This is a genomic window from Siculibacillus lacustris (genome assembly GCF_004328075.1).
GTDB classification, from domain to species: Bacteria; Pseudomonadota; Alphaproteobacteria; order Rhizobiales; family Ancalomicrobiaceae; genus Siculibacillus; species Siculibacillus lacustris.
Window position 1 is genome coordinate 109253 of sequence record NZ_SJFN01000014.1, and the last position, 11069, is coordinate 120321.

Annotated in this window: 11 protein-coding genes; 5 read left to right on the top strand and 6 right to left on the bottom strand. The window is 69.6% G+C overall.

Annotation, left to right across the window (positions count from 1 at the left end; genetic code table 11):
- Positions 1–133: 133 nt before the first annotated feature.
- Both EYW49_RS11215 and EYW49_RS11220 read left to right on the top strand, forming a co-directional pair.
- Positions 134–760: a TetR/AcrR family transcriptional regulator gene (locus EYW49_RS11215; protein WP_131309623.1), complete on the top strand. Its 627-nt coding sequence runs from the start codon at positions 134–136 to the stop codon at positions 758–760.
- A gap of 6 nt (positions 761–766) precedes the next feature.
- The gene (locus tag EYW49_RS11220; protein ID WP_131309625.1) at positions 767–1045 is read left to right on the top strand and encodes a LysR substrate-binding domain-containing protein; all 279 of its coding nucleotides are present in this window, start codon (positions 767–769) and stop codon (positions 1043–1045) included.
- Positions 1046–1154: 109 nt separating this feature from the next.
- Here EYW49_RS11220 and EYW49_RS11225 read toward each other — a convergent pair whose 3' ends face one another.
- From EYW49_RS11225 to msrP, 3 genes are all read right to left on the bottom strand, one after another.
- On the bottom strand, positions 1155–2690 hold the full coding sequence (locus EYW49_RS11225; RefSeq protein WP_165498213.1) for a methyl-accepting chemotaxis protein: 1536 nt from the start codon (positions 2688–2690) through the stop codon (positions 1155–1157).
- 346 nt (positions 2691–3036) lie between these two features.
- On the bottom strand, positions 3037–3231 hold the full coding sequence (locus EYW49_RS11230) for a hypothetical protein (protein ID WP_131309629.1): 195 nt from the start codon (positions 3229–3231) through the stop codon (positions 3037–3039).
- Positions 3232–3413: 182 nt separating this feature from the next.
- Complete coding sequence (gene msrP, locus EYW49_RS11235) at positions 3414–4373, bottom strand: protein-methionine-sulfoxide reductase catalytic subunit MsrP (protein WP_131309631.1); 960 nt, start codon at positions 4371–4373, stop codon at positions 3414–3416.
- A 188-nt stretch (positions 4374–4561) separates the two neighbouring features.
- Here msrP and EYW49_RS11240 point away from each other — a divergent pair, with 188 nt between their 5' ends.
- Entirely contained in the window at positions 4562–5425 is an 864-nt protein-coding gene (locus EYW49_RS11240; RefSeq protein WP_165498214.1) for a glycosyltransferase family 2 protein, read from the top strand.
- A 121-nt stretch (positions 5426–5546) separates the two neighbouring features.
- Here the strand turns inward: EYW49_RS11240 and EYW49_RS11245 are convergent, their stop codons facing one another.
- On the bottom strand, positions 5547–7619 hold the full coding sequence (locus tag EYW49_RS11245) for an elongation factor G (RefSeq protein ID WP_131309635.1): 2073 nt from the start codon (positions 7617–7619) through the stop codon (positions 5547–5549).
- A gap of 392 nt (positions 7620–8011) precedes the next feature.
- Here EYW49_RS11245 and EYW49_RS11250 point away from each other — a divergent pair, with 392 nt between their 5' ends.
- On the top strand, positions 8012–9334 hold the full coding sequence (locus tag EYW49_RS11250) for a hemolysin family protein (RefSeq protein WP_131309637.1): 1323 nt from the start codon (positions 8012–8014) through the stop codon (positions 9332–9334).
- A gap of 7 nt (positions 9335–9341) precedes the next feature.
- Here EYW49_RS11250 and EYW49_RS11255 read toward each other — a convergent pair whose 3' ends face one another.
- Together EYW49_RS11255 and EYW49_RS11260 are read right to left on the bottom strand one after the other, a co-directional pair.
- Entirely contained in the window at positions 9342–10520 is a 1179-nt protein-coding gene (locus EYW49_RS11255) for a glycosyltransferase family 87 protein (protein ID WP_131309639.1), read from the bottom strand.
- Positions 10521–10599: 79 nt separating this feature from the next.
- Positions 10600–10884 carry a DUF992 domain-containing protein gene (locus EYW49_RS11260; RefSeq protein WP_131309642.1) on the bottom strand — a complete coding sequence of 95 codons (285 nt, stop codon included), beginning with the start codon at positions 10882–10884 and terminating at the stop codon, positions 10600–10602.
- Between the two features lie 51 nt (positions 10885–10935).
- Here EYW49_RS11260 and EYW49_RS11265 point away from each other — a divergent pair.
- On the top strand, positions 10936–11069 hold a 134-nt coding region (locus tag EYW49_RS11265; protein WP_131309656.1), incomplete at its 3' end, for a sigma factor-like helix-turn-helix DNA-binding protein.

The window sequence follows — 11069 nt, forward strand, 5'->3', positions numbered from 1 at the left end:
CAAACCGGCGCGGTCTGCTCATATGGTGCGAAACGGAACGCTGATCCGCCATTAAGAGGAACGTTGTTCCTTTTTTTCATATACGGAACATCGGTCCACTTATCAAGGCGACCGGGTCGACGAAGGAACGCAGATGTCGGAAGATCCGAGAGGGATGCGAGACGCCGAGATGCCGGCGAGGCGGCGCGTCCGGGCCGACGCCCGGCGCAACCAGGACGCTGTTCTCGAAGCCGCCAAAGCGATTTTCCTGACCGCCGGCGTCGACGCTCCGGCCCGCGCGATCGCCACCGCGGCAGGCGTCGGCGTCGGCACGCTCTATCGCCGCTTCCCCACCCGATCGGATCTGGTGGCGGCGGTCTTCCGCCACGAGGTCGATGCCTGTGCCGCCGAGGCGGCCTCATTGGCGGCGACGAACCCGCCCGGCGAGGCCCTGGCTCACTGGCTGAGGCGCTATGCCGGGTTCATCGCGACCAAGCGCGGCCTCGCCGCCGCGCTGCATTCCGGTGATCCGGCCTTCGACGGGCTCCCCGTCTATTTCCGAGCCCATTTCGAGCCCGCCCTGAAGTCGCTTCTCGACGCCGCCGCGACGGCCGGCGAGGTCCGCGGCGACATCGCGCCCTACGACCTCCTACGCGCGATCGGCAACCTGTCGAGTGCCCAGGGCGACGGCGCCGACGCCCACGCGGCGAGCATCGTCGACCTGCTGATCGACGGATTGCGCTTCGGCGCGACCGCCGCCGCAAAGCCCACCGCCCTCTGAGAAGGCATGTGGCCGCGCGCGCCCGCTCTCAACGCGCCGCGCCGTCCGTCACCGAAATTCGACGTCGCCATCGCCATCGAGCGCGCGGTGCAGACGGGCGTCGGCATCGCGCTGCTGCCGGACTATCTGATCGAGCCCGACAACGATCTCGTCCAGCGGATCCCGGAAGCCGACGTGCCGTCCTTCGACTGCTTCTTCGTCAACCCCGAAGAGATGCGCAACACCGCCCGCGTCAAGGTGTTCCGCGACTTCCTGATCTCCAAGGCGGAACGCTGGACCTATTGAGCGACGCGCGCCCGCGACGCGCGCGCCACAACCCCTCGCCCCCCAGGAGCCGAACGCCCCCGCAGTGTCGCTCGGGGGCGTCGGTCACGGATCGAACGGGTACCGCCGCTCACGCCGCCGCGAAGGCCTCGACGAAGCCCTCGACCACCCGGCCGAGATCGACCGCCTGCCCCGACAGCCCGGTCGACAGCGCCATCAGCTGATGCGACGCGGCGCCGGTCATTTCGGCGGCTTGGCCGACGCCGGAGATGTTCTCGGTGACCTGCTGCGTGCCGCTCGCCGCCTGTTGGCAGTTGCGGGCGATCTCGGCGGTCGCCGCGCCCTGCTCCTCGACCGCACCGGCGATCGTCGCGGCGATCTCCTTGATGTCGCCGACCACCCGCAGGATCTCGCTCATCGATGCGACGCTCTCACCGGTGGCCTTCTGGATCTCCTGAACCTTGGCGCCGATGTCGCCGGTCGCCTGCGACGTCTGGTCGGCGAGTTGCTTGACCTCCGCCGCGACCACCGCGAAGCCCTTGCCGGCCGCACCGGCGCGGGCCGCCTCGATCGTCGCGTTGAGGGCCAGCAGGTTGGTCTGGCCGGCGATGTCGCGGATCAGACCGACCACGTCGCCGATCGCCGCGGCGGCGGTCGCCAGCGACCCGATCCGCTCGTTCGAGGTTTCGGCTTCCGAGAACGCGGTGTCGGCGACCCGGGCGGAATGGCCGACTTGCGTCCCGATCTCGCGGACCGAAGCCGCCAGTTCTTCCGACGCCGCGGAGACGGTCTGGACGTTGACCGCCGCCTGCTCGGCCGCACCGGCCACCGCCTGGGCCTGTCGCGAGGTCTCTTCGGCGGTCGCCGACAGATTGCGGGCGGAATCGGCGACCTCGCCCGACGACTGGGTGAAGCTCGCCGCCAGCACCTGCATCCGCCCGACGAAATCGGTGGCGAGTTTCTCCCGGCGCGCCAGGGTCTGCCGTTCGGCCTCTTCGCGCTGCGCCGTCTCGGCGCGCATCCGCTGCATGGCGATGCCGTTGTCGCGCAGCGTCTCCATCGCCCCGGCGATCCCGCCGATCTCGTCGCCCCGCCCGGTGAAGGGGATGGCGCCGGCATAGTCTTCCTTGGCCAGCGTCTCGATCCGCCGGGTCAGGGTGATCAGCGGCCTGATCGTCCGGCGCGTCAGCACCAGCGCGACGATCCCGAGGACCAGCAGCAGCGCGCCCCCGGACCCGGCGAGCAACAGGCCGGTGTGCCGCACGTCGGCGTCGGACTTCTCCACCGCGACCCCGCCGAAGGCGGCGCCGACGATCGCCCCCGACGGCGACGTGATCGGGAAATAGCTGACGAAATAGCTCTGGCCGATCAGCGTCGTGCGCCCGGCGTAGGGGCGCCCTGCCTTGAGATCGGCGATCGCCGGATGATCGAGCCCCAGCGACGTGCCGATCGCCCGCGACCCGTCCGGCCGCTTCAGGCTGGTGGTGACGCGAACGAAGTCGCCGCTGCCGGGGTCGAAGCGAAACAGCGTCGTCGGTCCGGCCGTCGACAGGCTGATTTCGTCGACCATGTCGTGGCTGGTGAACGCCGGCAACTCGCCGAGCCGGACCGCCTTGACCGATCCGTCGACGATCTCGGCCTTCAGCGACGGGATCGTCCGCTGCATGATCAGCACGGAAGCGCGAAGATTGTCGGAGGCGGCTTCGCGTGCGCGATCGGTCAGAGCGACCTCGAGTTGTGCAATGGCGATCGCGCCGGTTCCACCGATACTGATGCACACGAGCGTCAGCGCGAAAATGGCCGCTTTCGTCGAAAGCGACCAGGATGCCGGACCAGCCATTACGTGTTCCCGTCTTCGATTTTACTTCGAGAGGGAATGCTGTGGACCCGACAGGTTAAGGGAACGAAAATGTTACAGGGAAGATCGCCGGACGAGGGCGATCTCGCGCCCCGGCGTCACACCGACGCCGCGCTCCGCCGCATCCCCGTCTCGGTCACGACCGGCGCGACCCTCAGCGGTGCCGATGCCCGTCCTTCGGCCCGTCGTGGGGCGCGAAGTCGGCGGCGTAGCGGGAATGGTGATCGCCGGCGCGCAGGCCGTTGCGGATCACCAACAGGCGGTCGAGCGGCACCATCGCCAGTTCGACCGGGACATCGACCAGCTTCTTGATTTCGCCCTCGATCACTTCGCGGTTGGGGTTGGTCATGGCCGACATCCTTCCGAAGGGGACGGCGTCCGTGGCCCGGCGGGCCGCACGACGGTCGTCCCTCGACCCATCGAGGCTACGCCCGCCGCGGGCCCTTCTCAATCGGTTCGCACCCTCACCCGACGAAGGTCGCGCGCCTCCCCCGCGACGATCCGCAGGATCCGGACCGTCGCGGGCCGCGCTCACATGTACAGCTTCTCTCGTGCCAGATCCTTGTAGAGCCCGGCGACCTGTTCGCCGTAGCCGTTCCAGATCCGGGTCGCCACCATGTCCTCGGGGCCCAACCGCCGCTCCATCTTCTGGCTCCAGCGCGGATGCGCCACGTCCGGATTGACGTTGGCCCAGAAGCCGTATTCCGACGGCCCCAACGCCGACCAGAAGGTCTCCGGCCGCTTGGCGACGAAGGAGAACTTGACCAGCGACTTGGCCGACTTGAAGCCGTATTTCCACGGCGTCACCAGCCGGAGCGGTGCGCCGTGCTGGGTCGGCATCGGCTTGCCGTAGATCCCCACCGCCAGGAAGGCGAGCTCGTTGGTCGCCTCCGCCAGCGTCAGCCCCTCGACATAGGGCCAGGGATATTGCGCCGCCGACTGGTAGGGCGCCACCTTGGGGTTCAGGAAGGTCTCCATGCGCAGATACTTGGCCTCGGCCTTGGGGCCGGCCATCGCCACCAGCTCGGCGAGCTTGAACCCGGTCCACGGCACCACCATCGACCACGCCTCGACGCAGCGATGGCGGCAGATCCGCTCCTCGAGCGTCACTTTCTTCAGGAGATCGTCGATGTCGATCTCGAACGGCGTGTCGCACAGCCCGTCGACGACGATCCGCCACGGCCGCACCGGCAGCTTCTTCGAAGCGGCGACGATCGATTTGGAGAAGCCGAATTCGTAGAAGTTGTTGTAGGACCCCGCCGCGGCTTCCGGGGTCAAGGGATCGGCGACCGACAGGCCGGCGTTGCGCGCCGCCGGCAGGAGGCCGGCGAGCGGATCCTCGGCCGCCCGCGCCGGGCCCGAGAGGCCGGCGAACGCCGCGCCGGCGATGCCGCCGGCGAGCCCGGCGAGCAGGCGCCGGCGATCGAGGAACAGCGCTTCCGGCGTCACCTCCGCCTCCGACAGGTTCCAACTACGTCGTCTGCGGATCATCGTCGCCTCCTCGCGCCCGGTCTTGGTGGTCCCTCTACGGGAGGGACATGGGGTCCGTTACCGATTCCGACGGTTTCGCCGGATCAAACACGCGTGATCGGCAGCGCGCCCCCGGCTTGACGGCCCGCTCCGGTCCCCCGACTGTCGGGGTCAACCGCCCGCCGGGGCGACCGATCGGGGAGACCGCGATGTCCGCCGCCGCCACTTCGGCCACCGTCTCGGTGGTGATCGCCGTCCACCAGGGCGAAGCGACCCTCGCCCGTGCCGTGGCGAGCCTCGTCGCCCAGACCCGCCCCGATTGGGAGGCGATCCTGGTCTCCGACGACGGCGTCGACTACCGCGCCGTCCTCGCCGGACAGGGCATCGTCGATCCCCGTGTGGTCGAAGTGTCGACCGGCCGCATCGGCGCCGGCTGCACCCGCGCCCGCAACGTCGGCTTGGCGGCGGTCCGCGGCGGCTTCGTCACCCGCCTCGACGCCGACGACACCTTTGCGCCCGATCGGCTCGAACGGCTGGTACCGATCGCCGAGGCTCGCGGTGCCGCCCTCGACGGCGTCGAAATGATCGACGACGACGGCGGCCGACCGCTGTGGACCGCCTTTCCGCCCGACACGCCGCCCGGCGACTACGGCGCCGAGGCGCTCGGGCGGCGCAATTCGCCGTTCATCCCGCTGGTCGCCCGCGCCCTCGCCCCGCCGTGGTTCGAAGACGTCGACATTTCCGAGGACGTGCTGTTCCTGTTCGCGCTCGAGGAACGGCTCGGCGGCCCCCTGCCGGTGATCCCGGATCCGCTCTACCGCTACCACGTCCGGGCCGGCTCGATGTGCCACGGCGACGACGGCGCGGCACGCGCCGACGCGAGCTACCGCGCCCTCGACGAAGCCCTCGCCGCGGGCGTCCATCCCGGGATCGGCCCCGCCGCGGCGGCGCGCGCCCGCGCCGTGTTCGCCGCCAAACGCCAATTCAACCGGCGCTTCGCCGAAGCCGTCGCCGCTGGCCGCACCACCAATTTCCAGGCCTTCTGCGCCGAGACGGCGCGCGCCGAGGTCTGACGCGCCGGCCGGCACCCGCCGGCGACACCGATCGCGGGAGGCGTCGCCCCCGAAACGCCACGGGCCGGCGAGGTCGCCCCCGCCGGCCCGCCGCCTCTCGCGAGGCGCCCCGTTTGCGTCGTCAGGCGGCGTTCTGCGCCGCCTTGACCCGTTCCAGGACCTTGGCGGCGACGTGCCCGACCACCTCGGCGAGGTTGTCGAAGCTCTGGGTGAAGCCGCCCACCCCTTGCGTCGCCGAACGGATCTCGACGATCAGCCCATCCATCTCGGCCTGGGGAATCAGCGCCTCGACGATGTCCCATCCCGGCCAACCCGGCCGCCCGTCATAGCCGAGCAACTGGCCGCGCCGCCCCGAGACGATCTGGTTGATGCGCGCCGTCGCGTCGGACGGCGTGGTGATCGACACCTTGAGGATCGGCTCGAGCAGGATCGAGTGCATCTTGGCCAGCCCCTCGCGCATGCCGAGCTGGGCCGCCATCTTGAACGCCATGTCCGAGGAATCGACGGTGTGATAGGAGCCGTCGACCAGCGCGACGTGGAGATCGACCACCGGGAAGCCGTGCAGGCCCTTTTCCAGGAACTCGCCCACCCCCTCCTCGACCGCCGGGATGTACTGGCGCGGCACCACGCCGCCGGTGATCCGGTCGGCGAAGACGAAGCCGGAGCCGCGGGTCCCCGCGGTGATCTCCAGCGCCACGTCGCCGAACTGGCCGTGACCGCCCGACTGCTTCTTGTGACGGCCGCGCACCGCCGCTTGACCGCTGTAGGATTCCTTGTAGGGAACGCTCGCCGGCCCGGTCTTCACCTTGACCGCGAACTTGTGCTCGAGCCGCTCCAGCGCCACCCGGAGATGCATCTCGCCCTGTCCGGCGAACAGGGTCTCGCCGGATTCCTTGTCCTGGCGGACGGTCAGCGAGGGATCCTCCTCGATGATCTTGGCGAGCCCCAGGGACAATTTGGCATCGTCCTTGTGCTCCTGGGCCGAGATGGAGAAGCTCATCACCGGCTGCGGCGGCGTCACCACGACCAGCGGCTTGATCCCGGCCTTGGAACCCGAGAGCGTCATGCCGGTCTTCGCCGGTTCGATCTTGCCGAGCGCCACAGTCTCGCCGGCCACCGCTTCCGAGCGCTTCTGGTTCTCCTTGCCGAGCATCCGATAGATGCCGGAGACGCGATCGGACAGTCCGTCGTCGCCGTAGAGCGTCGCCCCGTCGACCACCTTGCCGGCGAGGATGCGCGACACCGACAGCTTGCCGCCGTGCGGGGTATGGAAGGTCTTGAGGATCTGGACGACCGCGTCGGCCTTGGGTGCGACACCGAGCCGGGCGAGGGTCTCGGGCAGGCCCGGAGACTCGTGGCGCAGCGTCTTGAGCAGACGGTCGACGCCGGCGCCGCGTTCGGCCGAGCCGATCAGCACCGGGCAGATCAGCCCGGCCTTCATCTCCTTGGCGAGATCGTCGAAGATCTCGTCGCGCGGCGGCGTCACGTCGGAGAGCAGTTCCTCCATCAGATGGTCGTCGTAGTCGGCGATCCGCTCGAGCATCGCGTAGCGCGCCTCGACCTCGGCGGCCCTCTCGGCGTCGGGAATCTCGGTGACTTCGCTCAGTGCGTGCTCCTGCCAGACATAGGCCCGCTCCAGCGCCAGATCGATCGCTCCGACCGTGACGCCGTCCTTCATCATCGGGATCTGCCGCAGCACCAGCGGCACGGCGGACGCCGGCTGCATCAGCTCGAGCACATCGCGCACGCCGCCTTCGGTCTTGTCGAGCTTGTTGAGGAACAGAATGTGGGGAATGCGCCGATCTTCGAGCAGGCGCAGGATCAGTTGCAACGCCGGGATCTTCTTCTCGTCGGCTTCCGCGACCACCACCGCCACGTCGACACCGGCCAGGACCGCTTCGGTCTCGAAGGCGTATTCCACCGAACCGGGGCAGTCCAGGAAGGTGTAGCGATCACCGAGATAGTCGCCTTCGGCGACGTTGAGCTCGACGCCCATCTGATGGGCGCGCGCCTGCGGCGACGCATCGCCGACCGAGGTGCCGCCCGCCACGGACCCGGCTCGGGTCACGGCCCCCGTGCGTTCGAGGAGGGCTTCGAGCAGCGTCGTCTTGCCGCTGCCGAAGGGCCCCACGAGCGCCACGCACCGGGGCCCGCCTCGTCTGCCGCTGCTCATTCCTCCGTTGGCGTCCGTCATGGCCGTCTCCTGTTCTTTATATGTTCCGCCGAGCAACGACCGCAACGAGCGCGTCTTCGTTGCGGTCGGCGATCGCGACCCCTCTTTGCGGGGATCTCGTCGTCGGCGGGGATCGTCGCGCCGAATTTGCCGACTGACAAGACGGCCGAACGTCGGGCAAGCCGCCCCGCCCCCGCGGGCGGGCGCCGCGACCGATCGCCGCGACGATGACAACATATTGATCCGAATGTATTTTTTTGAACAGATCGGGAGCCGGAACCGCAGCCGCCCGATCCGCAACACTCCTTAGACGGAACAAGGTCGTCGCGAACGCCGCCGGCGCCCCCTTCCGTCACGAAATTCTGATAAGGTGATCTCGAGATGGTTCGGAGGGGCATTGCCCGACCTGCTGGATGTTGATCGTCGAACTCGCCTTCTTCTTCTTCCTCACGCTGGCCAACGCATTCTTCGTCATGTCGGAAATGGCGCTCGTCTCGGCCCGTAAGCCGCGACTGGCGGCGCTCGCCGAAGCCGGCGACCGGCGGGCGCGGCGCGCGCTGGAGCTCGGGGACCACCCCGGGCGCTTCCTCTCGGCGGTGCAGATCGGCATCACCCTGACCGCCCTGATCGCCGGCGCCTCGTCCGGCGCCCAGCTGTCCGAACGCCTCGCCGACTTCGTGGTCACCACCTGGCCGAGCCTCGCCCGGATCGCCCACGAGGCGTCGTTCGTCGTGGTCATCATCCTGATGACCTTCGTGACCATCGTCTTCGCCGAACTGGTGCCCAAGCGTCTGGCGATCGCCCGCCCCGAGGCGATTTCCCTGTGGGTCGCCGGCTTCGTCGACATCTTCTCGCGCGCCACTTCGCCGGTGGTGACGCTGCTGACCGGTACCTCCAACCGCATCCTCGCCGGCCTCGGCATCGACGAGGACATGGGCGCCGACGTCACCGAGGACGAGGTCAAGCACGTGCTCGCCGAGGGCGTCGAATCCGGCGCTCTGGAGCCGGAGGAGCGCGAGATGCTGGAAGGCGTGATGCGCATCGCCGATCGGCCGGTGCGCACCGTCATGACCCCGCGCCCCGAACTCTACTGGATCGACCCGGCCGACCCGGCCGACCGCATCCTCGCCGAGATCCTCGCCTGCCCCTATTCGGCGCTGGTCGTCGCCGACGGCTCGATCGACGAGCCCGCCGGCCTCGTCTACAAGAAGGACCTGCTGCCCGACGCCGTCGCCGGCCGACCGCTCGACCTGCGCGCCCACCTCAAACAGCCGCTGGTCGTGCCCGAATCGGCACCGATCCTCAAGCTGTTGCAGCGCTTCCGCGGCTCCCAGGTCCACGCCGCCTTCGTCGTCGACGAATACGGCGGCCTGCAGGGTCTGGTCACCCTCACCGACATCGTCGAGGGCATCGCCGGCGACTTCGCCGACGTCGACGCGCCGCTGATCTCCGGGCCCTTCCGCCGCGACGACGGCTCGTGGCTGATCGACGGCGACGAGGCGATCGACATTCTGGAGCGGCTGATCGACCTGCCCGACCTCGAACACGGCGGCTATCACACCGTCGGCGGATTGATGATGGCGGCGCTCAACCGCATCCCCACCGAGGGCGACAAGGCGGTGATCGGCGATTGGACCTTCGAAGTGGTCGACATGGACGGCCGCCGCATCGACAAGGTGATGATCTCGCCGCGCCGCGTGCCGGGCCCGCCCGCCGCCGCCAACGACGCCGCCTGAGCAAGGGTCATCGCGGCGAGGTGGCGCGCACCCGCCCGACCACCAAGGCGAACAGCCCGAGCGACACCGCGGGCGCGAGCGGCAGCGAAGCCGCGCTCGCCAGCCCGCGCGCCACCCCGGGCAGCACGAAGGCGGCGAGGAGGCCGATCTTCTCGTAGTCGCGGAAGCCGCCGGCGAGCCCTTCGCGCAGCAGGAAGATCATCGGCACCGCCGACAGCATCAGGTCGTAGTCGAGCAGGAACGGGCTCGCCAGGACCGTCGCGGCGGCCGCGAGCGCGGCGATCGCCGCCCCCGACGCGGCGGTGCGCACGACCCACACCGCGACCGCCAGCACCGCCACCGCCACCCCGCCGTGGAGCGCGAAGGCGAGCTTGGTCGTCCCGCCGAGCAGTTTCACCGCGGCGAAGACGCTGACCATCTTGGCCGGATCGACCAGCCCCTCCTCCAGCGTCGCCCGCGCGACCTCGGCCGTCGCCAGAAACCCCGCCCAGGCCTCGATCCCGAAGGCCGCGACCGACAGCGCCGCGAGCCCCGCCCCCGTCGCGACCATCGCGCCGAGGCAGCGCCATTGCCGGCCCGCCAGCAGCAGCACCGGCAGAACGATCGCCAGATGCGGCTTGAAGGCGAGGCCGCCGAACAGCATGCCGGCGAGCACCGGGCGGCGATCGATCAGCGTCGCGCCGCCGGCGAACAGCGCGGTGGTGAGAAAGGCGGTCTGCCCGTGACCGGCGGTGACGAACACCGCGGGAAAGGCGAAGAAGGCCAACGTCCCGAGCCGACGCCCGCTCCACGCCCGGAGTGCCGCGAGCGCGGCGCCGCCGGTGACCGTCAACCAGGCGGCGAGGGCCGTGACCGGCGGCAGCAATGCCAGCGGCCAGCAGATCAGCAGGAAGATCGGCGGATAGAAGAAGGCGACATAGCCGTCGCTCGGCCCGAAGATCTCGGCTTCCGCCGCCCCATGCCGGGCGATGTCCCAGACCTGCGGCGCGGCCCCGGCCAGCGCCATCCGCGAGGCGGTCCAGAAACTCACGAAGTCGGTGCCGAGCGGCTTGCCGCTCGCATCACGGCCGTCGTGGGAGGTGGCGAGCGCCACGGCGACCGCCGCCGCGGTCACGCCGGCGGCGATCCGCAGCCAAGCCCGGACCCGGTCCCCGTCGAGAAAATCGCCGCGTCGCAGCGCATCCATGGCCCGTCCGTCCCTCGCCCGTCGCCGCCACTGTGGCGGCGAAAGGCGAAGAAACGGCAAACGCCGACCATCATACCGTTCATTGCGGCTTCAGGGTCAGCCCGCCGATGCCGACGGCGAAATTGGTGCCGCTCTCCGCCTGGACCACGACCGGAGAGAGGACCATCGAGCGCTCGAAACCGCCGATCAGCCGGTCGACGCCGGCCGTAGTGCCGACCGGCGCCTCGGCGGTGGCCCCGCCATAGGTGCCCGCCAGGGCACCGCGCCGCGAGCCGGTCACCGGCGCCAGCACCGTCCAGCGGTGTTGATTTCCGCGGAGAACTGACCCAGGCGGCAGGGATTTTTCCATCGAGAATTGACCCATGTTTGAACCTCCTCCCTCGCCACTGGTGCGGGGGACAGCGGAGTGATCGACATGGAGTTATTGAGCGTCATCCGGCGCTGGCACTATCGGGATCATTTCTCGATCCGAGAGATTTCCCGGCGCACCGGGCTTTCGAGGAACACGGTCCGCAAGTACCTGCGGTCCGACAGCGTCGAGCCTCGGTT

Bases quoted from the DNA above. Each gene is read 5' to 3' on its own strand.
- EYW49_RS11215 (WP_131309623.1), top strand. From the start codon at position 134: ATGTCGGAAGATCCGAGAGGGATGCGAGACGCCGAGATGCCGGCGAGG.
- EYW49_RS11220 (WP_131309625.1), top strand. From the start codon at position 767: ATGTGGCCGCGCGCGCCCGCTCTCAACGCGCCGCGCCGTCCGTCACCG.
- EYW49_RS11225 (WP_165498213.1), bottom strand. From the start codon at position 2,690: ATGCAGCGGACGATCCCGTCGCTGAAGGCCGAGATCGTCGACGGATCG.
- EYW49_RS11230 (WP_131309629.1), bottom strand. From the start codon at position 3,231: ATGACCAACCCCAACCGCGAAGTGATCGAGGGCGAAATCAAGAAGCTG.
- msrP (WP_131309631.1), bottom strand. From the start codon at position 4,373: ATGATCCGCAGACGACGTAGTTGGAACCTGTCGGAGGCGGAGGTGACG.
- EYW49_RS11240 (WP_165498214.1), top strand. From the start codon at position 4,562: ATGTCCGCCGCCGCCACTTCGGCCACCGTCTCGGTGGTGATCGCCGTC.
- EYW49_RS11245 (WP_131309635.1), bottom strand. From the start codon at position 7,619: ATGACGGACGCCAACGGAGGAATGAGCAGCGGCAGACGAGGCGGGCCC.
- EYW49_RS11250 (WP_131309637.1), top strand. From the start codon at position 8,012: ATGTTGATCGTCGAACTCGCCTTCTTCTTCTTCCTCACGCTGGCCAAC.
- EYW49_RS11255 (WP_131309639.1), bottom strand. From the start codon at position 10,520: ATGGATGCGCTGCGACGCGGCGATTTTCTCGACGGGGACCGGGTCCGG.
- EYW49_RS11260 (WP_131309642.1), bottom strand. From the start codon at position 10,884: ATGGGTCAATTCTCGATGGAAAAATCCCTGCCGCCTGGGTCAGTTCTC.